The organism is Nocardioides cavernae, from assembly GCF_013410035.1.
Classification (GTDB): domain Bacteria; phylum Actinomycetota; class Actinomycetes; order Propionibacteriales; family Nocardioidaceae; genus Nocardioides; species Nocardioides cavernae_A.
The window spans coordinates 861,983-886,820 of the sequence record NZ_JACCBW010000001.1; the positions used below are offsets into that span (position 1 = coordinate 861,983).

Genomic DNA, 24,838 nt, shown 5'->3' on the forward strand with positions numbered 1-24,838 from the left:
GCACGGACCGGTGGAGTGCTCCACCGTGCGTCTGGGGCCGCGGGGCGAAGCGGGGCAGCTGTGACGCTAGGGCGGTTCGACAAAGGTGGGACACACCCCGAGGGGCGTAGCCCGCGGGGCGGCGGGGCCGGCTCTCCGGGACGCCGACGTCCCACTGAGACCCGCCGCCGGGACCGGCCAGCGAGTTCGCCCGCTGAGTTCGCCCGCCCGGCTCGTCGGTGGCAGGATGCTCACCGCCGCGGCAACGCGGCACGCCCCAGTAGCTCAGTGGATAGAGCAGCCGCCTCCTAAGCGAAAGGTCGCAAGTTCGACTCTTGCCTGGGGCACCACGGCGCTCCCGCCTCCCCCGACCCCAGGAGCTCCGCATGACCGTTCCCGTCCCGCCCACCGCCTCCGTCGCGCCGACCGGCGCCCTCCGCGTCGTCATCAACCTCGGCAACCCCGTGCTCGCCCAGGGCACGGCCGAGGAGCCCCGCGGCGTCACGGTGGCCATCGCCCGCGAGGTCGCCCGGTGGCTCGGCGTGCCGCTCGAGCTCGAGTGCGTCGACGCCGCGCGCGACGCGTACGCCGCGATCACCGAGGGCCGCGTCGACCTCTGCTTCCTGGCCAACGAGCCGGCCCGCGAGGAGGGCGTGGCGTTCACCGCGCCCTACGTGCTGATCGAGGGCGTGTACGTCACCGAGGGGGACTCCCCCCTCACGTCCTCGGACGAGGTGGACCGCGACGGCGTCCGCGTCGGCGTCCGGACGGGCTCGGCCTACGACCTCTACCTCACCCGGACCCTCCAGCACGCCGAGCTCGTCCGCGCGTCCGAGGCCACCGACGTGTTCGAGGAGGAGCACCTCGACGCTGCTGCCGGGGTGCGGCAGCCGATGGAGGACTACGTGGCCGGGACCGAGAGGCGCATCCTCGAGCCGGCGTTCATGGAGATCCGCCAGTCCGTGGGCCTGCCGCGCGCGCTCGACCCCGCCGCCGTCGCCGCGGTCGCCGCCTTCGTCGAGCACCTCAAGGCCACCGGCTTCGTCCGCGACGAGCTCGCGCGCAGCGGCGTGGAGGCCACGGTGGCGCCGCCGGCCTGAGCCGTACCCGTCAGCCGGGTGGGCGTCGTCGCGGCGCGCTAGGGGCAGACGTCCTGCGCGATGCCGATGAGGGCCTCCGCCTGGTCGGGAGTGACCGGTTCGTCGGCCGACCCAGAGAACCGGGCCACCGACTCGTCGACGAGGGCCTGGCCGGTGGTGCCTCGTTCGATCGACTCACACGTGCCCAGCAGGTCGTCGAGGTCGCCCTCGCCGAGGTGTGGCGCGACTGCCTGCATCTCGCCGACCAGGCCTTCCGGGTCCTCTGAGATCGTCGCGCGCCACTCGTAGGTCGGGGACCCCTCGAAGTCCGAGAGCGGCCGGCCCGAGACCGCGTCCACCTCGTCGTTCTCCGTCGGCTCCGCGGAGAGCGTCTTCTCCGGGTCACCCGTGGGTGCGTCCGCGCCGCCGACCGTGCAGCCGCTCAGCGTGACCAGCAGGGCTGCAGCCGCGATCTTCGTCTTCCTCATGACGCCCTGTGCCCACTCCGAGGCATTCCCAACGTCGCCGCCCCGCCCGTCCAACGGCGTGGGCCCGCCGGCGGCGTCAGCGCAGGTGGGCCAGGCCGTCGAGGTGGGCGCGTACGTCCTCCGCCGAACCGGTGCCGTGCACGCGGATGAGCTCGGACAGGGCCGGGTGCTCGGCCTCGAGCAGGTCGGCCGCCCGCAGCAGGTCCTGCCCGGACGCCACCGCCCGCAGCAGCTCGGCCGTGGTGGGCGCCGCCCGGTCCGCCGACCCGGTCAGGGTGGTCGAGTCCTGCTCCCTGATGCCCTCGATCCGCACGGCCACCTCGCTGTGCGCGAGGCCGGCGGCGACCTCGTCGCAGAGCTGGACGAGGGCGCGCAGCCGCTGCACGGCCAGGGGGTTGCCGATCGTCGTACGCCGGCCGCTGGCCAGCTGCGACAGCATCGGCGCACTGACCCCGATCGTGCGGGCCACGGCTGCGCGGCTGATGCCGAGCGTCGCGGTGACGCGGTCCAGCACGTCGCCGATCGCGGCCCCGTAGAGCTCCTGCTGCCGCTGACGGCTCTCGGACTGCGCGACCATGCGGCCAGCGTAACGCATGCGAATGCTATGTTTGCGATCGCAAACGGCGGGTAGGACGTGGCGCAGGAGGTACGACCATGACGACGACAACCACCCCGACGGGCCCGACGAGCCCGACGAGTGCGCCGGTGCGCGCCCTGGCGGCCGGCGCCGCGCTCGCGCTGCTGGCGCTGGGGACCGCCCTCGGTGCGACGGCCCCCGCCAGCGCGGCCGACGAGACGGGCACCGAGCAGTCCGGCACCGAGCAGTCCGGCGGCCCGACGACGGAGACCGACTACGCGCGGATGGTGCTGGTGCTGGACTCCTCGGGCTCGATGGCCGAACCGGCCTCCGGCGGCGCGACCAAGATCGAGGCGGCCAAGGACGCGCTCGGCACGGTCGTCGACGGGCTGCCGGACGAGGCGTACGTCGGGCTGCGCGTCTATGGCGCCAAGGTCTTCTCCCGCGACCAGAAGGGCGCCTGCACCGACTCCCAGCTCGTGGTCGACCCCGGCACCGACAACCGTGACGAGCTGCGGGCGGCGCTGGAGTCGTACGAGCCCTACGGCGAGACGCCGATCGGGTACGCCCTGCGCCAGGCAGCCCGCGACATCGGTGGCGAGTCGACCCGCTCGATCGTGCTGGTCTCGGACGGCGTCGCCACCTGCGAGCCGGACCCCTGCGTCGTGGCGGGCGAGCTCGCCGAGCAGGGCATCGACCTGCAGATCGACGTGGTCGGCCTCGGGGTCGACGCGAAGGCGCGCGCCCAGCTGCGGTGCGTCGCCGCCAAGGGCAACGGCACCTACTACGACGCCGACGACGCGGACGACATCGTCGAGAGCCTGCAGACCGCGACGGACCGCGCGCTGCGCCCCTTCGCCCTCGACGGCACGCCGCTGGCGGGCGGCGACTCGGCGAACCCCACCCCGGTCGAGGCCGGCCTCTGGGTGGACGCCGTCGGGACGAAGGCCGACACCGTCGAGCGCTGGTTCTCCTACACGCGCACCATGCCCGGCTCGACCGTACGCGTCGGCCTGGCGAGCCTCGGCGGGGACCCGAAGGAGTGGGACACCGTCCAGCTCGAGGCCAGCACGCCGCTCGGTGACTTCTGCGGCTCCGACAGCGGCTTCAAGAACATCAACTCCGCCGAGCTGCTGGGCGCCGAGGTCGCCGCCGGGGCGAGCGGGGACGAGGACTGCGCGACCTCGGACGAGGTGCTCATCTCGGTCTCGCGCTCGCTGAGCAACCTCGGCCGGGGCGAGGCGCCGTTCAGCCTCCAGGTCGTCGAGGAGCCACCCGCCGACGGGACGACCCTGCCGGAGGCCGACACGTGGGACGGCATGGTCCTCGACCCGCCGGACGTCCCGGGCCAGCCGGCCCCGGTGAGCGGCGGCGACTCGTTCGCCACCGCACCCGTCCTGACCGACGGCGCCTGGAGCGGCTCCATCGTCCCGGGCGAGACGCAGGCCTTCCGGGTCGAGGTGGCGTACGGCCAGAAGCTCAGCGCCCGCCTGCGCACGCCCGCCGCGTCACCGGCGCTGCGCGAGCAGATCGGCTTCCAGGGTCCGTTCGGCTCGATGAAGATCTACAGCCCGATGCGCGGCGAGATCCCGATGACCGGTGAGGGCATCCGCACGAGCGGCTTCGCGGCGCAGTCCAGCGCCGACTTCCTCTCCGCCCAGACCCCCGAGGTCCGCTGGAACAACCGCGAGGGCATCAACACGATCGGCAGCAGCCTGCCGGGCTACTACTACCTCGTGTTCGCGGCGGACGCGGACTACCGCGGTCGTTCCTACGAGATGCCGTTCCGCCTCGACCTGCAGGTGCGGGGCGAGGAGTCGGGGGCGCCGGAGTACGCCGACGGGCAGACCCTCGTCACCGGGACCGACGGGCCCGTCGGGGCGCCGCCGACGCTCGCGCAGGACACGGGTGAGGAGCCGACCGACGACACCGGCAGCGCGGACGGGACGGACGATCCGACCGACGGCCCCACGGACGAGTCCGGGCAGGCCGCGGACGACGGCGACGGGGGCGGGATGCCCACGCGCACGCTGGCCGCGGGCGGCCTGGCCGTGGTCGCACTCGGGTGCGTCGCGGGTGCCGTCGCCCTGCTGCGGGGGCGCCGCGCGTGACGACCTGACGGCCGGTCGAGGTCGAGGTCGAGGTCGAGGTCTAGGCCGCTCAGGCCAGCACGAGCCACGCCGCGGCGACCAGGCACAGGGCCGCGACGACGAGGAGCGCGACCGCGGGGCCGACCGCAGGGCCGACCGGCGCGGGGGCCGGCGACGGCACCGACCCGGTGTGGGCCGCGTCGGCGTCGGTGGGCGGCGCCACCGTCTTCCGGGCCGTCTCCTCGGCCGTCTCCTCGGCCGTCTCCTCGGCCGTCTCCTCGGCCGTGTCGCGCGGCCGGACGCGCGTCGGGCCGGGCGCCACGTCCTCGAGCTGGTCGAGCACGACGACCGGCTCGGACGGGTGCGGTGCCGCGGACAGGTCGAGGGCGAGGAGCCGGTCGCGGAGCGCCGCCGCGGTGGGCGGGCGGGCCGTCGACTCGTGCTGCGCCGCCTCGAGCAGCAGCGACGCGAGACCCTGCAGGCCGGGCTCCGTGGCGACCAGCGCGGCCGCGGCGTCGCGCGTGCGAGGAGGCCGCACACCGGTCAGCATCTCCAGGCCGACCAGCCCGGCGGCGTACACGTCCTGCGTGACGGCCGGGTCGGCCCCGGCGAGCTGCTCGGGCGCCATGTAGCCCGGCGACCCGATGACCTCGCTGGCGTGGGTGAGCCGCGGCGCGTCCACGCGCGCGGCGATGCCGAAGTCGCTGAGCAGGAGGTGCGGGCGCGCCTCACCCGTCGCGTGCAGGAGCAGGTTGGCGGGCTTCACGTCGCGGTGCACCACCCCGGTCGCGTGCACCGCGTCGAGCGCGGTGAGGAGCTGGACGAGCAGCTCGCGCACCCACAGCGCGGGCAGGGCACCGTGGTCCCCGATGAGGGTGGCCACCGAGCCGCCGCGCACCAGTGGCATCGTGAACAGCACCCTGTCGTCCTCGCCGGCCCACGACAGCGGGGTCACGACGTGGTCGTGCGAGATGCGGGTGCTCTGCTCGCGCATGAAGCGCAGCAGCGACGCCGAGTCGGACTGGCGCAGCACCTTGCCGGCGTACACCTCGTCGTCGCGGCGGTCGCGCACGACCCACACCGAGCCCATTCCGCCCTCGGCGACCGGCTCGAGCAGCTCGAAGCGCCCGGCGAAGACCTCCCCCACGTCGTCGCCTCAGACGGTCTCGAAGCGGATGCCGGCCGACTGCAGCCGGCCGAGCAGGGCCTCGCCCATCGCCTGGGCCGGGGTCACCTGGCCGGAGGTCGACGGGTTGTCGTCGAGGGCCAGGCAGAGCGCCGCCTCGGACAGCATCTTGGCGGTCTCGGTGTAGCCCGGGTCGCCGCCTGACACGCGTGTGTGCACCGTGCGGCCGGCGGCCTCGCCGACGAAGTCCACGGTGAACCACGACCGCTCCCGCTTCGCCTCGTCCGGCCCGGAGCCCTGCGGCACCTTGCTCTTCAGGAAGTCGCGGACCGGCCCGACCTGCGCGGCGAGCGTGAGGGCGCCGACGCCGAGGGCGCCGCCGGCGGCGTAGCGCAGCGTCTTGGTGCCGGCCCAGTGCGAGTAGCGGAACCTCGGGCCGTACGCGTCGAGAGCGGCGCCGCTGCGCGCGACGACGATCGGGTCGATCGTCGGCAGCGGGAGCAACCAGTAGCCGAGGAGCGGGTCACGGTGCGGCTTCCCGCTCACCGAGCGCGAGGAGCGGCCGTCCGCGGGCTTGCCCTCCGCGCGGCGGCGGGCCGCGTACGTCTGCTTCATCTCGCGGGCCCGCGCGAACTGGTCGAGGGCGGAGTGGAACGTGCCCCCGGAGAAGGTGCCGCCCGAGCGGACCACGCCGCGGACGGTGATCGGCTGGTCCGACGGCAGCTGCTGCACCGTGAACCACGCCCCGAGGTCGTGCGGGATCGAGTCGAAGCCGCACGCGTGGACGAGCCGGGCACCGGTGCGGACGGCGGTCTGGTGGTGCTCGAGGTAGGTCCGGTCGACGAACTCGGGCTCGCCGGTGAGGTCGAGGTAGTCGGTGCCGGCCTCGGCGCAGGCGGCGACCAGCGGACCGCCGTGCGCGAGGTAGGGGCCGATCGTGGTGAGGACGACCCGGGTGCGCCGCGCGACGTCGGACAGCGCCGCGTCGTCGGTGGAGTCGGCGACGAGGACCTCGACCCGCTCCCCCGCGGCGCCCAGGCGACGGCGTACGCCCTCGAGCTTGTCGGCGTTGCGTCCGGCGATCCCCCACCGCAGCCCGTCGGGGGCGTGGGCCGCGAGGTAGTCCGCGGCGAGACCGCCCGTGAAGCCGGTGGCGCCGAACAGCACGATGTCGAGGTCACGCCCCGCGTCAGCTCCGCTCATCGCGCCATCGTGTCACGGCGGAACCACGGCCCCTCCGGTCGCGTCCGACGACCATGAGGATCCGCACCATCACCACCGGCGTCGCCGCCGTCACCAGCCTCGCCGTCGCCGTGGGCGTCGGCTACGTCGTCGGCAACGGCCAGGGTGGCGGCCCGCCGGCATCGCCGCCGATCCGCCTCGCCAACGCGGACCTCACCGTGGCAGCGAGCTGCGAGGACCTCCTCGCGTCCTACGTCGACCGGGCGCTCGAGCAGGTGGGTCCGTACGGCTGGGGCGGCGTGATCGCCTACGGCGACGTCGGCGCGATGGACGCGGCGTCGCCGCAGGCTTCGGAGTCGGCGGCCGGGTCGATGTCCGCCCGGACGATGGTGAAGACCTCACGCTCGGAGAGCAACGAGTCCGGCACCAACGTGCAGGAGGTCGGCGTCGACGAGTCCGACGTCGTCAAGGTCGCGGGCAGCCTGCTGCTGCGGATGCGCGACGGCGTGCTGCTGGCCTACGACGTGGCGGGCGACGGGCCGCGACTGCTGTCCTCGACCCCGGTCGACGACGCCCGCGGCAGCTCCGTCTGGGTCGGCGACCCCGGCGGGGAGATGGTCGTCGTGGACGGGCGGGCGGTGGTCCTCGGCACCTCCGACGACGGGCGCTCCTCGACCATCACGACCGTCGACCTGTCCGACCCGACGTCACCCTCGGTCGTGGACGCCACCACGATCAGCGGCCGCGCGTCGGCCGTGCGCCTGCACGGCGACGTCGTCCGGGTGGTGGTGCAGAGCGCGCTGCCCGAGCTCGACTTCTCGGTCCCGAGCGGAGCCTTCGGCGAGCTCCGCGCCAGGCTGCGCAACCGCGGCCTGGTCCGCGACACCACGCTCGCCGACTGGCTGCCGACGGTGGACGGCGCACCGGTGGTGGACTGCGGCGACGTCGCGGTCCCCGACGACGACCTCGCGCTCGGCACCACGACCGTGCTGGCGTTCGACCCCGCCGACCCCTCGTCGCGCTCGACCACCGCGGTCGCCACCGACTCCGACATCTCCTACTTCTCGACCGACCGCTTCTACCTGGCCGCCGCCCAGCCGCCGTGGGGCTGGGTGGACTGCATCGACTGCCGCCCCGCCCAGACCACGGGCCCGTCCGGCACCACGCCGGTCTTCGCGTTCGCCCTCGACGGTGCCGACGCGACCTACGTCGCGTCGGGCGAGGTGGAGGGCACGGTCGCCGACCGCTGGTCGATGGACGCCGTCGGCTCCTCCCTGCGCGTCGCGGTCGGGCCGAGCAGCGAGACCGGCAACTACAACTCGGTGGTCACGCTGCGCGAGGACGGCTCGTCGCTGGTCGAGGACGGCCGCGTCGACCGGCTCGGCGTCGACGAGCAGCTCACGTCCGTGCGGTGGTTCGACGACCTCGCCATCGTGGTGACCTTCCGCCAGACCGACCCGCTCTACGCGATCGACCTGTCCGACCCGTCCGCGCCGCGGCTGCTCGGTGAGCTCGAGATCCCCGGCTTCTCGGAGTACCTCCACCCCCTGGGCGAGCACCGGCTCATCGGGATGGGCCAGGACGCGTCGCTGCAGGGCGTCACCCGCGGGGCGCAGGCGGCCCTCTTCGACGTCACCGACCTGACCCGGCCGCGCCAGCTCGACGTGGTCACCTACGGCGCGGAGACCCAGGCGGGCGCCGCCGCCGACCCGCGCCAGTTCACCTGGCTGCCCGACCAGCGGGTCGCGCTGACCGTGGTCTCGGAGGGCTGGACCGGGACGACGGGCTGGGTCTCGGTCCTCTCGCTCGCCGACGGCTCGATGACCAACCGGATGGTGGAGGTCGAGCACGGCACCGACGTCGAGGACGTACGCCTCGTCCCGCTGGCCAGCGGCGCGGTGGTGCTGGTGACCGGCGAGGACGTCACCTCCTTCGACGTCACCGCCGGCTGAGCGGGCGCGGCGACGCCGTGTCGAATCCCCGGCGCCCGACGTACGCTCGCACCATGTGCCGCAACATCCGACCGCTCAACAACTTCGAGCCGCCGGCGACGCGCGACGAGGTCACGGCCGCTGCCCTGCAGTACGTCCGCAAGGTGGCCGGCACGACCAAGCCGTCGCAGGCCAACGAGGAGGCCTTCTACGCCGCGGTGAAGGAGATCGCCCACATCACCGAGCACCTGCTGGACGACCTGGTGACGACCGCACCGCCCAAGAACCGCGAGGTCGAGGCGGCCAAGGCCCGGGCCCGCGCGCAGGCGCGGTACGCGTGACGATCGCCGCGATCGAGGGCGAGGCCCTCGACCTGCTGGCCGGACGGCCCCTGGTCGTGCTGACCGGCGCCGGCCTGTCGACGGACTCGGGGATCCCGGACTACCGCGGCCCGGGCGCACCGTCGCGGATGCCGATGACCTACCAGGAGTTCGTCGGCTCGGCCGAGGCCCAGCAGCGCTACTGGGCGCGCAGCCACCTCGGCTGGCAGCGGATGGGTCGCGCCGTCCCCAACCACGGCCACCGCGCGCTGGCCGCGCTGGACCCGCAGCTGCTCATCACACAGAACGTCGACGGGCTGCACGAGGCGGCCGGGTCGCGGGCGCTCGTCGCGCTGCACGGCCGCGTCGCCGACGTCGTGTGCCTGACGTGTCGCACCACCTCCTCCCGCGCGGCGCTCGAGCGCGAGCTCGACGCGCTCAACCCGCAGTGGCTCGAGCGGCACGGCTGGGTCGAGTCGCGCCCCGACGGCGACGTCGACCTCGACGACACGCACGACTTCGTGGTCCCGCGCTGCCCGTGCGGCGGGCCCCTCAAGCCGGACGTCGTGTTCTTCGGCGAGAACGTCCCACCCGAGCGCGTGGCCCGCTGCTACGCCGCCGTCGAGGCGCTCGGCCCGTCCGGCGCGCTCCTCGTGGCCGGCTCGTCGCTGACCGTCATGAGCGGCCTGCGGTTCGTGAAGCGGGCGGCCGCGGGGGGCACGCCGATCGTGATCGTGAACCGCGGCGAGACCCGCGGCGACCCGCTGGCGGCGTACAAGCTCGAGGTGGGGTGCAGCGAGTTCCTGACCCGACTCTGCACCCGGGCTGCGGGCTCGTAAGTAGATGGCGGCAGCCGGGCTCCCCCCGGACCCCCTCAGCGGCGCACGAAGATGTGCTCGGCCGCCTCGACGACCAGCTCGGCGGTCTCGCCGCCGGAGCCGATGAGGATGCCGTCGTCCGTACGCGCGATGGTGACGGTCTTGCCCGGCAGGGCACCGACGCGGCGCAGGGCGCCCATCAGCTCCTCGTCCTTCTGCATCTCCTCGGAGATCCGCTTGACGTGCACACGCTGGTCCTCGCCGGCGGCGGCGTCGGAGAGCGGCTCGACGTTGTCCATGAAGTCCTCGCCGACCTGGTCACCGAGCTCGTCGAGGCCGGGGATCGGGTTGCCATAGGGCGACTCGGTCGGGTGGTCCAGCAGGTCGAGCAGGCGGCGCTCGACGGTCTCCGACATCACGTGCTCCCACCGGCACGCCTCCGCGTGCACCAGCTCCCAGTCGAGCCCGATGACGTCGGTGAGCAGGCGCTCGGCGAGCCGGTGCTTGCGCATGACCCGCGTCGCGAGGCGCTGGCCCTCCTCGGTGAGCTCGAGGTGGCGGTCGCCCTGGACGGTCAGGAGGCCGTCGCGCTCCATCCGCGCCACGGTCTGCGAGACGGTCGGGCCGGACTGGTGCAGCCGCTCCGCGATCCGGGCGCGCAGCGGGACGATGTCCTCCTCCACCAGCTCGTAGATCGTGCGGAGGTACATCTCGGTGGTGTCGATCAGGTCGCTCACGGTGGTCATTGTGTCCCATCCCGCAACTGCCCCGCGCACGCCGGCCGTGGCACAGTGATGCCGGTGAGCGAGCTGATCGTGCCGCGGCGCTTCTGCGGCCCTCCCGACTCCGGCAACGGCGGCTGGACCGCCGGCGCGCTGGCCGCGCTCGACCCGGCGGACGCGCCTGAGGACCACTGCCGGTCCTGGCCCGCGATCGAGGTCTCGCTGCGCCGGCCGCCGCCGCTGGACACGGCCCTGCCGGTGACGATCACGGACGGCGTCACGACGGCGTCGTACGACGGGGGTCCCGTCGCGACGGCGCAGCGGGTCGACCGCCCGCTCGCCGAGGTGGAGCCCGTCGACCCGGCCACCGCCGAGGCGGCACGAGCGGCGTACCCGGGTCACGACTTCCACCCGTTCCCGACCTGCTTCGCGTGCGGCACGGCACGCGAGGAGGGCGACGGCCTGCGGATCTTCCCCGGCAAGGTGGGCGCCGGCCCCGACGGGGACCTGGTGGCCTCGTCGTGGACGCCGCACCCGAGCCTGCGCGAGGACTGGCACACCTACGTCGACGAGCACCCGCGCGCCTCGGTGGCCGCGACCTGGGCTGCGCTCGACTGCATCGGCGGCTGGGCCGGCGACCTCACCGAGCGGCTGATGGTGCTCGGCCGGATGACCGCGCGCGTCGACGCCCTCCCCGTGGTCGGCGAGCCCCACGTGGTCGTCGGCGAGGGCCGTGGCCAGGACGGCCGCAAGACCTTCACCGCGTCCACGCTGTACGACTCCGACGGCCGCGTCGTCGCGACGGCCGAGCACACGTGGATCGCCGTCGACCCGGCGATGTTCGGCGGACGGACGCCGGGCGACCACGACCGGCCCGGCCCCACCGCCCTCTGAGAGGATGCCGCGCATGGCTGACGTGAACGAGCAGAGGACCGACTGGTGGCGCAACGCCGTCGTCTACCAGGTCTACGTGCGGAGCTTCGCCGACAGCGACGGCGACGGCGTCGGCGACCTGCCGGGCATCACTTCACGCCTGCCGCACCTCGCCGAGCTGGGCGTGGACGCGCTCTGGATCACGCCGTTCTACACCTCGCCGCAGCACGACCACGGCTACGACGTCGCCGACTACTGCGACGTCGACCCGCTGTTCGGCTCGCTGTCCGACGCCGACGATCTGCTCGCCCGCGCCCACGAGCTGGGCCTCAAGGTCGTGGTGGACCTCGTCCCCAACCACACGTCCGACCAGCACGCGTGGTTCCAGGCCGCACTGGCCGCGGGTCCGGGCAGCCCGGAGCGCGCGCGCTACCTGTTCCGCGACGCCCCCGAGGGCGAGCTGCCCAACAACTGGAGCTCGGTCTTCGGCGGCCCGGCCTGGACCCGGGTCGAGGACGGCCAGTACTACCTGCACCTCTTCGACTCCACCCAGCCCGACCTCGACTGGCGCAACCCCGAGGTGCCCGAGATGTTCGAGGGCGTCCTGCGGTTCTGGCTCGACCGCGGCGTCGACGGTTTCCGCGTCGACGTCGCCCACGGCCTGTTCAAGGAGGAGAGCCTGCGCGACCAGGTCGTCGAGGAGGGCGCCACCCCGGTGAGCGGTGCCGCCGAGATGGTCGAGCGCCAGGTGACCGACGAGCCGATGTGGGACCAGCCCGAGGTGCACGACGTCTACCGCTCGTGGCACCGGATCCTCGACGAGGCCGGCCCGGACCGGATGGCCGTCGCCGAGGCGTGGACGCAGACGGTGGAGTCGATGGCCGCCTTCGTGCGCCCCGACGAGCTCGACCAGACCTTCAACTTCGCCTGGCTGCTCGCCAGCTGGTCCGCCGAGTCGTTCGCCGGGGTCATCACCGACACGCTCGCCTCGGTCGGGCCCGTCGGCGCGTCGCCGACCTGGGTGCTCAGCAACCACGACGTCGTCCGCCACACGACCCGCTACGGCGGCGGCGCCCGGGGCCTCGCGCGGGCCCGCGCCGCGACGCTCACCATGCTCGCGCTGCCCGGCTCCTGCTACCTCTACCAGGGCGAGGAGCTCGGCCTCGAGCAGGTCGACGTCGCCCCCGAGGACCGGCAGGACCCGTCGTGGTTCCGCACCGGCGAGGTCGGTCGCGACGGGTGCCGCGTCCCGATCCCGTGGGGCGGGGACGCTGCGCCGTACGCCTTCGGCCCCGGCACGGGCCAGCCGTGGATCCCGCAGCCGGCCGACTGGGCGCCGCTCACGGTCGAGGCGCAGACCGGCGACCCGGCCTCGACGTTGGAGTTCTACCGCGACGCCCTGCGCGTACGCCGCGAGTTCGCCTGGACGGCCGGCGACGAGGTGACCATGCGCCAGCTCGGTGACGACGTGCTCGCCTTCACCCGCGGCCCGCTCACCGTCGTGCTCAACTGCGGCGACACCCCGGTCGAGCTCCCCGCGGGCGAGCTGCTGCTGGCCAGCGGCCCGGTCGACGGGACGCTCCCGCCCGACACCGCCGCCTGGCTGCGCTGACGTACGTCGTGGGCGAGCCCCACGCCATCTCGACGTAGTCCGCATCATTCGGCATGCTCCGAACGCCGTCCGGGATGACGAATGATGCGGACTACCGGGGGGCGGGGTTCAGTCGTCGGCCAGGAAGCGGTTGTACTCCGCGAGCTGGTCGGCGAAGCTCTCGATCTCGGTGTCGGTCCAGGCCGAGAGGCGCTCGTCGAAACGCGCGCTGCGGCTGCGGCGCATCACCTCGAGACGCTTGTGGCCCTCCTCGGTCGCGGCGAGCAGGATCGCGCGACGGTCCTCCGCGTCGGGCTGGCGCTCGACGAGGCCGAGGTCGACCAGTGTCTGGACCTGCCGGCTGACGCCCCCCTTGTCCATCCCGAACGCGTCCGAGAGGTCGGCGGCCCGCATCGGGCCGTCCTTCGCGAGGTGGGTGAGGATGAAGAAGGTCATCGGGTGCAGCTCGGGGTGGACCTCACGGGCACGCTCCCCCATGACCCGCTTGACCCGGCGGATCAGCGTGCCGACCTCGGTCTCGATGCGGCGCAGGTCGTCGTACCTCGCGGTCATGCCTGCGGGCCCGCGTCGGCCAGGAGCTCGTCCTCACGCTTCACCGAGGTGCGCAGGGGGACCTCCTTGATGAAGAGCACCGCGACCAGCGCGCCGATCGCGAACGGCAGGGCCACGAGGAAGATGTGACCGGTGGCGTCACCGTACGCGCTCTCGAAGATCGCGCGGATCGGGGCGGGCAGGGTCGAGACGTCGGGCACGCCGCCGGTCTCGTGGCCGACCTGCGAGGCGAGCTCGGGGTGGTCGGCGACCAGCCTGCCGATGCCCGCCTTGACGGCGTCGGCGACCTGGTGGGCCAACACGGCGCCGAGGGCGGCGATGCCGACCGAGCCACCCAGCGAGCGGAAGAACGCCACGACGGACGACCCGGCGCCCATGTCGGAGAGCGCGATCGTGTTCTGCACGGCGAGCACGAGGTTCTGCATGGTGGCGCCGAGGCCGAGGCCGAGGACGGCCATGAAGAGGCCGGTACGCCACAGCGGGGTGTCGGCGTCGATGGTGGCGAGGAGGCCGATGCCGACGATCACGGCGACCATCCCGCCGACGAGCCACCGCTTCCAGATGCCGGTGTTGGAGATGATCCGGCCGCTGACGATGCTCGAGACGAGCAGTCCGCCGACCATGCAGATCGACATCAGGCCGGCCTCGGTCGGGCTCATGTCCTTGGCGCGCTGGAAGTAGAGGCTCAGGTAGACCGTGGAGCCGAACATCGCCAGGCCGATCAGGACCGACGCGATCGTCGCGAGGGTGAGGGTGCGGTCCTTGAAGAGCCGCAGCGGGATCACCGGGTCGATGGCGACGTTGGCCTCGACGTGGATGGCGCCCGCGATGACGGCGACGGCGGCGATGACGAGGGCGAGGCTGGTCCAGGAGACCCAGTCGAAGTTGATGCCGCCGAGCGAGACCCAGATGAGGAGGATCGAGACGCCGCCGACGAGCAGGAAGGCGCCGAGGTAGTCGATCGAGACCTCACGCTTGACGACCGGCAGGTGCAGGGTGCGCTGGAGCACGACGAAGGCGAGCGCGGCCACGGGGAGCCCGGCGAAGAAGCACCAGCGCCAGCCGACGGTGTCGACCAGGACGCCGCCGACGAGCGGGCCGCTGACGGTGGCCAGGGCGAAGACCGCGCCGATGTAGCCGCTGTAGCGGCCACGCTCACGCGGGGACACCATCGTGGCGATGACGACCTGGACCAGCGCGGTGAGGCCGCCGACGCCGAGGCCCTGGACCACGCGGGCGCCGATCAGCACCTCCATCGACGGCGCGAAGCCGGCGATGAGGGAGCCGACGGAGAAGATCACCAGCGCGCTCTGCACCAGGGTCTTCTTGTTGAACATGTCGGCGAACTTGCCCCAGATCGGGGTGGTCGCCGTCATCGCGAGCATCGTCGCGACGACCACCCAGGTGTAGCCGGTCTGGCTGCCCTCGAGGTCGTCGACGATCGTCGGCAGGGCGTTGCTGACGATCGTGCTGGAGAGCATCGCGACGAACATCGCGAGGAGGAGTCCGCTGAGGGCCTCGAGCACCTCGCGGTGGGTCATCTGGCCGGCCTGCTCGGCGCTGGCGGGGGGAGCCTGGGTCACTGCGTGCCTTCGATTCTGGTTGCGTACAGCAATAGTTGTTGAGCACAACGATACGCGCGTCGTACGACGATCGCCAGCCGGCGGCGGGGAGACCTGGGCCACACCCGGGGCGGGCTCGCGGCCCGGACGCCGGCCTCACGCGTGCTGGGGTAGTCCAGTGAGTTCTGGCTGGCTTGCGGGCCCGGAGGCGACCACTTCCCACTGGACTACCCCGGCGGCGGAGCCAAAGCTCACTGGAGTACGCCGTGGGGGCCGGCGGCGACCCCGGAAATGCAGCGACCCGCAGGCTGCTGCCCCTCGGAGAGGGGCCCCGGCGGATGAACTCCGGGAGCCTGCGGGTCGGGTGGCTGCAGTGGATTCGCCGGCAGCTGTCGGCGGACCGGGCTGCCTAGCGGGCAGCCACCTCACTCATCCGAAAAGAACTCATTCTTCGGATCACCTCCCTTCTGTGTGCCTCGAGCGTACGTCGCGATCCGCGGCCGCTCAACGCGTTATCCACCCGGTCGGACTAGCGCCCGGGCTTGCACCTCCCGTGGCGTCATGTGGTCCGGTGGAGCCACGTCCACCCCATACACGGAACCAGGAGCACAGATGAGCCTGCCGTTCGTCACCCCACGCGAGGTCAGGATCGGTGACGCGGCAGCGTTCGTCGGCACCACCCCTCGGGCGATCCGGCACTACCACGAGATCGGGCTGCTCCCCGAGCCCGAGCGGGGCAGCGACGACCGCCGTCGCTACGGGTACGACGACATGATCCGCCTGCTGTGGATCCGACGGATGGCCGACGCGGGGATCGCCCTCGACGACATCCGCACGGCCGTCGCCGACCCGGACACCGGCGGCGCCGACGGCGACCGCGAGGTCGCGGCGATGCTCGAGCGGCTGGAGGGGACCCTCGCCGCCCAGGAGGCCGAGCTCCGGCGCCAGCGGGGCGCCGTGCAGCGCATGCGCCGCGCGGGCAGCAGGAGGGGGCTGCTCTCCGAGCTCGTGGCCACCCGCCTCGCGGACCTGCCCGAGGGGGCGCTGCGCCAGGCGGACCTGGACACCCTCCTGGTCACCGAACGGATCCTCGGCCCGCTCGGCGCGGCCGTGCAGGCCGGCCGGTTCATCGCACTCGCGGCCCACCCGGACCTGCAGGAGGAGTCCGACCGCGTGGACGCCGCCGAGGAGTCCCTCGACGACACGGTCGACGTCGACGACCCTCGCGTGGCAGAGGTGGCAGCGGTCCGGTACGCCTTCGAGCTGGCGCTGAACGCCGTCATCGAGGAGTCCGGTCAGGCGGGGGACGAGGAGGCGTTCTTCGACGCGTGGGACGCCGCGCACCCCGACGACGGCGACGAGACCAATCCGCGCCCGGGACCGCAGCGCGGGTCGTCGGGGGCTCTGGAGGCGATCGCGAAGATGCCCTACGACTTCTCCCCCGCCCGCCTGCGGTGCCTCGAGCTGGTGGCGCAGATGCTCGGCACCGACGGGCGAGCCGTCACCTGACCGCGGGACTGCGGATCGGTCAGCCGACCGCCCCTTCGACCGGCGACTCGAACTGCGAGCGGTAGAGGCGGGCGTACGCCCCGTCGGCCGCGAGCAGCTCGTCGTGCGAGCCCTGCTCGACGATCGACCCGTCCTCCATGACCAGGATCAGGTCGGCGTCGCGGATCGTCGAGAGCCGGTGCGCGATGACGAAGGACGTGCGGTCCGAGCGCAAGGCCGCCATCGCCTGCTGCAGCAGGAGCTCGGTGCGGGTGTCGACCGACGACGTGGCCTCGTCCAGGATCAGCAGGGCCGGATCGGACAGCGACGCACGCGCGATGGTGACCAGCTGCCGCTCGCCCGCGGACAGGTTGGACCCGTCCTCGTCGATCATCGTGTCGTAGCCGTCGGGGAGCGAGTGCACGAACCGGTCCACGAAGGTGGTCCGCGCCGCCTCGAGGATCTCCTCCTCGCTGGCGTCTGGGCGGCCGTAGGCGATGTTGTCGCGGATGGTGCCGGCGAAGAGCCAGGTGTCCTGCAGGACCATCCCGGTCCGTCCGCGCAGCACGCCGCGCGGGACCGAGGCGATGTCCACGCCGTCGACGAGGATCCGTCCCGACTGGGGGTCGTAGAACCTCATCACCAGGTTGACCATCGTGGTCTTGCCCGCCCCGGTCGGGCCGACGATGGCGACGGTGCTGCCGGGCTCGGCGACCAGCGACAGGTGCTCGATGAGCGGTCGCTCCGGGTCGTAGGAGAACGACACGTCGTCGAAGCGCACCTCGCCGCGGGCGGTCGCGGCCGGGTGGCCGTCGGCGTCCGCGGACTCCTCCTCGGCGTCGAGGAGCTCGAAGACCCGCTCGGCGGAGGCCACGCCGGACTGGAGCAGGTTGAGCATCGAGGCGACCTGCGTCAGCGGCTGGGTGAACTGGCGGGTGTACTGGATGAACGCCTGCACGTCACCGAGCGACATCGTGCCGCTGGCGACCCGGAGGCCGCCGAGGACGGCGATCACGACGTAGTTGAGGTTCCCGACGAACATCATGATCGGCATGATCAGCCCGCTCACGAACTGGGCGCCGTAGGACGCCTGGTAGAGCTCGTCGTTCTGCTCGGCGAACACCCGCTCCGACTCGGCCTGGCGCCCGAACACCTTGACGATCGCGTGCCCGGAGAAGGTCTCCTCGATGTGGGCGTTGAGGGTGCCCGTACGGCGCCACTGCTGCACGAACATGCCCTGCGAGCGCTTCATCACCGCGCCCGTCACCACCATCGAGATCGGGACCGAGACGAGCGCGACGAGGGCGAGCAGCGGCGAGATCCAGAACATCATCGCCAGCACCGCGAACACGGTCAGCAGCGAGTTGAGCATCTGGCTCATCGTCTGCTGGAGGGTCTGGCTGACGTTGTCGATGTCGTTGGTGGCGCGGCTCAGGAGCTCGCCGCGCGGCTGCTTGTCGAAGTAGCCCAGCGGGAGCCGGTGGACCTTGTCCTCGACCTCGGAGCGCATCCGCAGCACCGTGTGCTGGACGACGTCGTTGAGCAGGTAGCCGCCGAGCCAGGCGAGCAGGGACGCGGCCACGTAGACCGCGAGCACGAGCAGCAGGACGTCGGCGACGGCCGAGAAGTCGACGCCGTCGGTGAGGTCCATCGAGGCGAGCATGTCCGCCTGGTTGGTCTCGCCCTGCGCCCGGAGCGACTCGACGGCCTGCTCCTGGCTCGCGCCGGAGGACAGCACGTCCTTGCCGATCAGGCCGGCGAAGACCAGGTCGGTGGCGCGGCCGAGGATCTTGGGCCCGATCGCGGTGGCGAGCACGCTGAGCAGCGTCAGCACGAGGACGGCGTACGCCTTGTGCCGCTCGGGGCGCAGCCGCGCCAGCAGCCGCTTGAGGGACGGCCAGAAGGTGTCGGCCTTCTGGCCGATCATCCCGCCGCCCATCGGGCCGCGGCCCGGGCCGCCGGGGCCCTGCTGGACCCGCTCGGTCTCCTTCATCTGGCTCATGTCATGCCACCTCCTCGGCGGTCAGCTGCGACCGGACGATCTCCTGGTAGGTCGCGCACGTCTCGAGGAGCGCGTCGTGCGTGCCGGTGCCGACGACCGCGCCGTCCTCCAGCACGACGATGCGGTCGGCGTGCCGGATCGTGGCGACGCGCTGCGCCACGATCACCACCGTCGCGTCGCGGGTGACCGGCCTCAGCGCAGCGCGCAGCCTGGCGTCGGTGGTCAGGTCGAGCGCCGAGAACGAGTCGTCGAACAGGTAGATGTCGGGCCGACGGACCACCGCGCGGGCGATCGCCATCCGCTGGCGCTGTCCGCCGCTCAGGCTGGTGCCGCCCTGGGCGACCTCGGACGCGAGCCCGTCGGGCATCGCCTCGACGAACTCCCTGGCCTGGGCGATCTCGAGCGCCGCCCACATCTCCTCCTCGGTGGCGTCGGCCTTGCCGTAGCGGAGGTTGTCGGCGATGGTCCCGCGGAAGAGGAACGCCTTCTGCGGCACGAGGCCCAGTCGCGACCAGAGGGCCTCCGGCTCGAGGTCGCGCACGTCGACGCCGCCGACGCGCACCGCTCCCCCGGTGACGTCGAAGAGGCGCGGCACGAGGTTGACCAGCGTGGACTTGCCGGCGCCGGTGGACCCGACGACGGCGACGGTCTCGCCGGGACTCGCCCGCAGCGACACCTCGCGCAGCACCGGCTCGTCGGCCCCGGGGTAGGCGAAGGTGACGCCGTCGAGCTCGAGGGTGAGCGAGACGGGGAGGTCGGTCACCGGGTCCGCCGGGGGGACGACCGACGACTCGGTGTCGAGCACCTCGGAGATGCGGTCGGCGCACACGGCGGCCCGCGGCACCATCATCAGCATGAACATCGCCATCATCACCGACATGACGATCTGCATCAGGTAGGAGATGTAGGCCGTCAGCGCCCCGACCTCCATGTGCCCGTCCTCCACGCGGTGCCCGCCGAACCAGAGCACCCCGACGGTCGCGACGTTGGCCACGATCATGACGGTCGGGAACATCGCGGCCTGCCAGCGACCGGCGCGGATGGCGACCTCGGTGAGCTGGGTGTTCGCGTCACCGAAGCGCGCGGTCTCGTGCTCCTCGCGGACGAACGCCCGCACCACGCGTACGCCCGTGATCTGCTCGCGCAGCAGCCGGTTCACCTCGTCGATGCGCTCCTGCATCAGCCGGAAGCTCGGCACCATCTGCCGCACGATGAGGCCGATGGAGACACCGAGGACCGGCACCACGGCGAGCACGAGCCACGACAGGCCGACGTCCTCGCGGGCCGCCATGATGATGCCGCCGACCATCATGATCGGCGCGGCCACCATCAGCGTGCCACCCATCAGCACCAGCATCTGCACCTGCTGGACGTCGTTGGTCTCGCGGGTGATCAGCGACGGCGCACCGAACTGCTGGACCTCGCGGGCCGAGAAGGACCCGACCCGGTGGAAGATCGCGGCGCGCAGGTCACGGCCGAAGCCCATGGCGTTGCGCGCCGAGAACCAGACGGCGGCGATGGAGCAGACGACCTGGACGAGCGAGACGAGCAGCATCAGCCCGCCGTGGCGCACGATGTAGCCCGTGTCACCGGTGACGACGCCCCGGTCGATGATGTCGGCGTTGAGGCTCGGCAGGTAGAGCGCGGCCATCGTGCCGACGAACTGGAGCGCCACCACGGCGGCGAGGGGTGCGACGTAGGGCGCGAGGTAGGTGCGCACGAGTCGGAGCAGCATCAGCGGTCCTCGGTGGTCGACGGGGTCTTCAGCACCCCGTGCAGGACGGTGTCGACGATCTCCTCGGCGGTCAACGGGTGCCCGTCGGAGATGTGGGGGTGGGTGCCGGAGAAGGTCAGCAGCCTGACCATGTGCATGAGCTGGGCCGGCGGGACGCGGAGCTGGTCGCGGTGCGGCTCGGCCAGCGCGGTGACGATCGCCGCCAGCCGCTCGCGCTCGGCCTCCATGTGCGCCTTGGCGCGGGGCGGTCCGACCATCCCCATCCGCGTCATCAGCGTGAAGACGCGCTCGAAGCGACGCTGGAACAGCTCCACCACCTCGAGCAGCATCGGCGCGAGCGGCAGGTCGCGGTCGATGCCGTAGAGCTGGGCGATGAACGGCGCGAGGTCGAGCGCGTCCTCGAGCGCTGCCGTGACCAGGTCGTCCTTGGAGTCGAAGACCCGGAAGATCGTCCCCTCGGCCACGCCCGCGGCGTCGGCGATCTGCCTGGTCGTCACTGACCGGCCGTGCTCGAGCAGCAGTGGCAGGGTCGCGGTGACCAGGGCCTGGCGCCGGTCGTCGGGAGCCATCGGGCGAGCGCGTGGGGACACGCCGCCACGATAAGTGAGTGAGCACTCACTCACAAGCGCTGGAACCTGGGGGCCTGCCGTTTCCGGGGATGCCGCGAGCTCCGTCGGACATGGTCGACTCGGAGCCATGAGCCGCATGGACAGCTTCCTCAACTCCAAGCTGGTCGACACGTACGGCGCCGCGCTGGCGCCGTCGTTCGACTTCGTCAACACCGGTGCGGGCGCCGAGCTCGACCTGCCGATCCCGCCGCCGGCGGTGAGCGAAGGGATCCAGCAGCTGGTCGCCGACCTCGGCCACACCCTGGCCGGCGTGAGCCCGGACGGGCTCGAGATCGCGGTGATCACGAAGAAGACGATGCTGAGCTGGGAGACCGCGACCGGCATCCAGGTCACGCCGACCCCGACCGGCTCGCACGTCACGATCTTCATGCAGAACATGCCCGGTCGCCCCAAGGCGCTGCTCGACGGCAAGAAGAACAAGAAGTCGGCCCAGAAGCTCGCCGAGCAGATCAGGGCCAGCGCGCTGGGCTGATGCGTTTGTAGGGTGCGACGCGTGCGGACCACACGCGGGCTCCAGGTCGCCACGGTCCTGCTCGTGCTCGGGCTCCTCGGCGTCGGCCTCGCGACCGGCATCTCCGGCGCGCTCGGCATCCGCGTCGAGCCCAAGGTGGTGCCGGTCGAGGAGCTCGTGGCCGCTCCCCCGCGCGAGGCCGTGGCGCCGCCGCGCTTCACCCGCGTCGACGCGCCGGGGGGCGTACGCCTCGACACCGCCCTCGACGAGCTCCGGGACGCGACGTCCGGCGACACCCGGGGTCGCGCGACCCTGCGGGTGCGGGTCCTCGGCCCTGCCGGTGACGACCGGGCCGACGACTCGTACCGCCTGGCCGGCACCGCGACCCGCCTGCGCATCACCGCGACGAGCGAGACCGGCGCCGTCCGTGGCGTGTACGACCTCGCGCAGGCCGCGCGCGCCCACCGCCCGCTCATCGACGCGGCCGGGACGACGGCCAGGTCGCGGCTCCCCTTCCGGATGGTCGACCTCGGCGCGGCCGGCGTCGACCCGGACCCGGAGCAGTGGCGCGGCGGCACCGACTACTCCCACTACTCGCGCGCCTTCGAGGACGTCTTCCTCGACGAGGCGCCGTGGGTCGACCGGGCCGAGCTCGCGGAGGCGCGGGAGAGCGTGCTCGCGTACGCCCGCCACGTCCTCGCCCAGGGCCACAACGCGGTCGCCGTGCCCGGCTTCCTCGAGTACGTCACCTTCTGGGCGATCCCGGAGGTCTACGCCGACGACCCTGCGTACGTCGAGCGCGCCGAGGCCGTGCGCGAGGCCTTCGGACCGATCTGGGCCGAGCTCGACGGGCTCGGGCTCGACGTGCTGCTGCGCACGGACATGCTCGTCCTCAGCGGCCCCCTCGAGCGCTACCTGCGCGACGAGCACGGCCTCGACACGGAGGACCCGGCGCTGTGGGACGTCTACGAGGCGGCGATCGACGAGCTCTGGACCGAGATGCCGCAGCTCGCCGGCGTGGTGCTCCGCATCGGCGAGGGCGGCGGCATCTACAACACGCCCGGCATCGACTACTACTCCGAGATCACCGTGACGACCCCGGAAGCCGTCCGCGCGATGCTGGACGCCTTCACCACGTCGGCCGAGGGCGCGGACAAGGACGTCGTCTTCCGGACGTGGAGCGTGGGCGTCGGCGCCGTCGGTGACATGCACACCGACGCGGAGTCGTACGACGAGGTGCTGGCCGGCGTGGACTCGCCGAGCCTCGTCGTGTCGACGAAGTACAGCCTCGGCGACTTCTACTCCTGGCTGCCGCTCAACGACACCCTGGAGCAGGGCGATCAGCGACGCATCGTCGAGCTGCAGAGCCGCCGGGAGTTCGAGGGGTTCGGCGCGGTCCCCAACGACCTCGGCGTCCTGCACCAGCTCGCCCTGCAGCGCTTCATCGCCGCGAACCCGCGGGTCGAGGGCATCTGGACGTGGACCCAGGACGGTGGACCGTGGCGCGCCGGCCCGATGTCGCTGCTGCTGACCACCGGGTTCTGGCAGCTCTACGACCTCAACTCCGAGGTCGCCGCGCGGCTCGCGCGCGACCCGGGCACCGACCCGGCGGAGGCGACGGCCGACTGGGTGCGGCGGTGGTTCTCCACCGACCCCGACACCGTCGCCGCGATCACCCGGGCGATGGCGCTGTCCCGCGAGGCGGTGACGCACGGGCAGTACGTCCCCCAGTTCGCCGAGGTGCGGGCCCTCGCGCTGGGGCTCGAGCCGCCGCCGCAGATGCTGCTCTTCGAGTGGGACATCCTCACCGGCGACAGCGCGGTCCTCGACGTGCTCCACGCGATCGCCCGCGACTCCGGACCGGACGGCGTGAGCGCCGCGATCGACGACGGCCAGCACGCCGTCGACGTCGCGACGACGATGCGTGACCTGGTCGCGGGCACCGACCCGACGACGTACGCCGACCCGGCCCTGCGCGAACAGCTGCTCGCCTCGCTCGACTACCAGGTCGACCTCCATGGACTGCTCGGCGCCTACCGGGAGATGACGCTGCGGCACACCCTGTGGCTCGACACCGGCGAGGGCCGCCACGTGTGGGAGGCCGCCCGCGAGCGCTTCGACGTGGCGGCGGCCGAGCACGAGGCGACGTACGGCGACGACCTGGCGCTGCCGGCGTACAACCTCACCGCGGCGAGGATCGGCGAGCAGCGGGCGGCGCGGGACCTGCCGATGGCGTGGCTCGCGCGCGGCGGCCTGGTCGCACTCGTCCTCGTGCTGGCGCTGACCCGTACGGGCCGGGTGCTGGTGCGGACGGCGGTGACGCCGTGGCGTGCGCCGGGACCGGTGGCACGCGGGCTGGTCGTCGCGGTGCCGGTGCTGGCGGTCGCCTGGAGCCGGCTCGTCCTCACGTGGTTCCTCGCCCCCAGCCACCTCCTGCTCGCCGGCCTCGGCTGGGCCGTGCTCGCCGCGGTCGTCGTGGCGCTCACCCTGCGGACCCGGTCGTGGCACGTCGCGACGGCCGTCGGTGGCGCGGTGACGATCCGTTCGCTGCTCCTCCTCGCGGTGCTGGCGTGGCGTGGCCCGGGCGGCTACTGGTTCTCCTTCTGGACCGAGCCGGGCGTGCGGTCGGCGTACGTCGTCGTCGCCGTCGTCCTCGCCGGGTGGGTCCTGGCCGCGCTGCTCTGGTCGCTCGCGGCCCACGTCGGGCGTCGTCGCGCGACGGCGACCGTCGTCGGGACGGTCGGCGTCGCGCTGCTGGCCCTCGCGGCGCTGCTCCTGGCCGTCGGCCTCGAGGACGCCCTCACGGTGTGGAACGACCAGATGGCACTGCTGCCGTGGGGGATGGCGCGGATCCTGGGGATCGCGACCTTCCTCGGGATCCCGACGGCGCTGCCCACGTGGATCCTCGTGACCGGTGCCGCGCTCACCGCTGCGGCGCTCGCGCTGGGCCTGCCCTACGGAGCCAGCCGCTCGACCGACCAGCCCTCGCCGGCCCGGCGATAGACGAGGCGGTCGTGCATGCGGCTCGGCCGTCCCTGCCAGAACTCGACGACCTCCGGCGCGACGCGATAGCCGCCCCACTCCGGTGGGACCGGCACGTCGGTCTCCCCGTCGCCGTCGCCCTCGGAGCCGAAGCGCTCCTGCACCCGGGCGTACGACTCCGCGAGCTCGGCGCGCGAGGCAACGGGACGCGACTGCGCGGACGCCCAGGCGCCGAGCTGCGCGCCGCGCGGACGGGAGTGGAAGTAGGCCGCGACCTCGGCGTCGGTGAGCTCGGTCGCGGCGCCCTCGACGCGGACCTGTCGCTCGAGCGGGTGCCACGGGAAGAGCAGGGCGCAGTGCGGGTTGGCGGCGAGCTCGGCGCCCTTGCGCGACGCCTGGTTGGTGAAGAACACGAAGCCGTCCGCGCTCACCCCCTTGAGCAGGACCATCCGGCTCGACGGCCGGCCGTCGGGCGTGGAGGTGGCCAGCACCATGGCGTTCGGCTCGTGCACCCCCGCGTCGATCGCTTGCTGCAGCCAGCGCTCGAACATCTCCACGGGGTCGTCGGCCAGGTCCGGGAGGTCGAGGCCACCGCGGCCGTACTCCTCGCGCAGCGCACTCAGGTCCATTCGGTCGAGGG

Annotated in this window: 21 protein-coding genes and 1 tRNA gene; 11 read left to right on the forward strand and 11 right to left on the reverse strand. The window is 72.9% G+C overall.

Annotated features, from left to right (window positions below; genetic code table 11):
* Positions 1 to 253: 253 nt before the first annotated feature.
* Positions 254 to 329 (forward strand) — tRNA-Arg (locus tag F4692_RS04225).
* Positions 330 to 365: 36 nt separating this feature from the next.
* Complete coding sequence (locus F4692_RS04230; RefSeq protein ID WP_179618354.1) at positions 366 to 1,079, forward strand: transporter substrate-binding domain-containing protein; 714 nt, start codon at positions 366 to 368, stop codon at positions 1,077 to 1,079.
* 38 nt (positions 1,080 to 1,117) lie between these two features.
* Here the strand turns inward: F4692_RS04230 and F4692_RS04235 are convergent, their stop codons facing one another.
* Entirely contained in the window at positions 1,118 to 1,546 is a 429-nt protein-coding gene (locus F4692_RS04235; RefSeq protein WP_179618355.1) for a hypothetical protein, read from the reverse strand.
* 76 nt (positions 1,547 to 1,622) lie between these two features.
* Positions 1,623 to 2,123, reverse strand: coding sequence for a DNA-binding protein (locus F4692_RS04240; RefSeq protein ID WP_179618356.1), 501 nt, complete (start codon positions 2,121 to 2,123; stop codon positions 1,623 to 1,625).
* Between the two features lie 77 nt (positions 2,124 to 2,200).
* On the opposite strand from F4692_RS04240, the gene F4692_RS04245 reads away from it, so the two are divergent.
* The gene (locus F4692_RS04245) at positions 2,201 to 4,234 is read left to right on the forward strand and encodes a vWA domain-containing protein (RefSeq protein ID WP_179618357.1); all 2,034 of its coding nucleotides are present in this window, start codon (positions 2,201 to 2,203) and stop codon (positions 4,232 to 4,234) included.
* A 49-nt stretch (positions 4,235 to 4,283) separates the two neighbouring features.
* On the opposite strand, the gene F4692_RS20660 is transcribed toward F4692_RS04245, so the two are convergent.
* Complete coding sequence (locus F4692_RS20660; RefSeq protein WP_308645151.1) at positions 4,284 to 5,360, reverse strand: serine/threonine-protein kinase; 1,077 nt, start codon at positions 5,358 to 5,360, stop codon at positions 4,284 to 4,286.
* 9 nt (positions 5,361 to 5,369) lie between these two features.
* Entirely contained in the window at positions 5,370 to 6,542 is a 1,173-nt protein-coding gene (locus F4692_RS04255; protein WP_179618358.1) for a saccharopine dehydrogenase family protein, read from the reverse strand.
* A gap of 53 nt (positions 6,543 to 6,595) precedes the next feature.
* Between F4692_RS04255 and F4692_RS04260 the strand changes: the two genes are divergently transcribed.
* Genes F4692_RS04260 through F4692_RS04270 form a run of 3 tightly spaced genes read left to right on the forward strand, consistent with a single transcriptional unit; the run spans position 6,596 to position 9,611 of the window.
* Complete coding sequence (locus F4692_RS04260; protein ID WP_179618359.1) at positions 6,596 to 8,473, forward strand: beta-propeller domain-containing protein; 1,878 nt, start codon at positions 6,596 to 6,598, stop codon at positions 8,471 to 8,473.
* Positions 8,474 to 8,526: 53 nt separating this feature from the next.
* The gene (locus F4692_RS04265) at positions 8,527 to 8,793 is read left to right on the forward strand and encodes a DUF2277 domain-containing protein (protein ID WP_179618360.1); all 267 of its coding nucleotides are present in this window, start codon (positions 8,527 to 8,529) and stop codon (positions 8,791 to 8,793) included.
* Positions 8,790 to 9,611 (forward strand): Sir2 family NAD-dependent protein deacetylase, encoded by an 822-nt coding sequence (locus F4692_RS04270; RefSeq protein WP_308645152.1) that lies wholly within the window; start codon positions 8,790 to 8,792, stop codon positions 9,609 to 9,611. The genes F4692_RS04265 and F4692_RS04270 overlap by 4 nt, the downstream gene beginning before the upstream one ends.
* A 35-nt stretch (positions 9,612 to 9,646) precedes the next feature.
* Here the strand turns inward: F4692_RS04270 and F4692_RS04275 are convergent, their stop codons facing one another.
* Entirely contained in the window at positions 9,647 to 10,327 is a 681-nt protein-coding gene (locus tag F4692_RS04275) for an iron-dependent transcriptional repressor DtxR (protein WP_179618361.1), read from the reverse strand.
* A gap of 63 nt (positions 10,328 to 10,390) precedes the next feature.
* Here F4692_RS04275 and F4692_RS04280 point away from each other — a divergent pair, with 63 nt between their 5' ends.
* Complete coding sequence (locus F4692_RS04280; RefSeq protein WP_218858145.1) at positions 10,391 to 11,206, forward strand: hotdog family protein; 816 nt, start codon at positions 10,391 to 10,393, stop codon at positions 11,204 to 11,206.
* A 13-nt stretch (positions 11,207 to 11,219) separates the two neighbouring features.
* Positions 11,220 to 12,797, forward strand: a complete 1,578-nt coding sequence (locus F4692_RS04285) for a glycoside hydrolase family 13 protein (protein WP_218858146.1) — start codon at positions 11,220 to 11,222, stop codon at positions 12,795 to 12,797.
* 108 nt (positions 12,798 to 12,905) lie between these two features.
* Here F4692_RS04285 and F4692_RS04290 read toward each other — a convergent pair whose 3' ends face one another.
* Entirely contained in the window at positions 12,906 to 13,349 is a 444-nt protein-coding gene (locus F4692_RS04290; RefSeq protein ID WP_179618364.1) for a MarR family winged helix-turn-helix transcriptional regulator, read from the reverse strand.
* A complete protein-coding gene (locus F4692_RS04295; protein ID WP_179618365.1) occupies positions 13,346 to 14,932 on the reverse strand; it encodes an MDR family MFS transporter in 1,587 nt (528 codons plus the stop codon). The genes F4692_RS04290 and F4692_RS04295 overlap by 4 nt, the downstream gene beginning before the upstream one ends.
* Positions 14,933 to 15,523: 591 nt before the next feature.
* Here F4692_RS04295 and F4692_RS04300 point away from each other — a divergent pair.
* Positions 15,524 to 16,420, forward strand: coding sequence for a helix-turn-helix domain-containing protein (locus F4692_RS04300; protein WP_179618366.1), 897 nt, complete (start codon positions 15,524 to 15,526; stop codon positions 16,418 to 16,420).
* 19 nt (positions 16,421 to 16,439) lie between these two features.
* Here F4692_RS04300 and F4692_RS04305 read toward each other — a convergent pair whose 3' ends face one another.
* Genes F4692_RS04305 through F4692_RS04315 form a run of 3 tightly spaced genes read right to left on the reverse strand, consistent with a single transcriptional unit; the run spans position 16,440 to position 20,726 of the window.
* Entirely contained in the window at positions 16,440 to 18,401 is a 1,962-nt protein-coding gene (locus F4692_RS04305) for an ABC transporter ATP-binding protein (protein ID WP_179618367.1), read from the reverse strand.
* 1 nt (position 18,402) lies between these two features.
* Positions 18,403 to 20,136: an ABC transporter ATP-binding protein gene (locus F4692_RS04310; protein WP_179618368.1), complete on the reverse strand. Its 1,734-nt coding sequence runs from the start codon at positions 20,134 to 20,136 to the stop codon at positions 18,403 to 18,405.
* Complete coding sequence (locus tag F4692_RS04315; protein WP_308645153.1) at positions 20,136 to 20,726, reverse strand: TetR/AcrR family transcriptional regulator; 591 nt, start codon at positions 20,724 to 20,726, stop codon at positions 20,136 to 20,138. The genes F4692_RS04310 and F4692_RS04315 overlap by 1 nt, the downstream gene beginning before the upstream one ends.
* Positions 20,727 to 20,832: 106 nt before the next feature.
* Here F4692_RS04315 and F4692_RS04320 point away from each other — a divergent pair, with 106 nt between their 5' ends.
* Together F4692_RS04320 and F4692_RS04325 are read left to right on the forward strand one after the other, a co-directional pair.
* Positions 20,833 to 21,237, forward strand: a complete 405-nt coding sequence (locus F4692_RS04320) for a hypothetical protein (protein ID WP_179618369.1) — start codon at positions 20,833 to 20,835, stop codon at positions 21,235 to 21,237.
* A 21-nt stretch (positions 21,238 to 21,258) separates the two neighbouring features.
* Positions 21,259 to 24,219: a hypothetical protein gene (locus tag F4692_RS04325; RefSeq protein WP_179618370.1), complete on the forward strand. Its 2,961-nt coding sequence runs from the start codon at positions 21,259 to 21,261 to the stop codon at positions 24,217 to 24,219.
* On the opposite strand, the gene pdxH is transcribed toward F4692_RS04325, so the two are convergent.
* The gene (gene pdxH, locus F4692_RS04330) at positions 24,171 to 24,827 is read right to left on the reverse strand and encodes a pyridoxamine 5'-phosphate oxidase (protein WP_179618371.1); all 657 of its coding nucleotides are present in this window, start codon (positions 24,825 to 24,827) and stop codon (positions 24,171 to 24,173) included. The two genes, F4692_RS04325 and pdxH, sit on opposite strands and share 49 nt — an antisense overlap.
* Positions 24,828 to 24,838 lie beyond the last annotated feature (11 nt).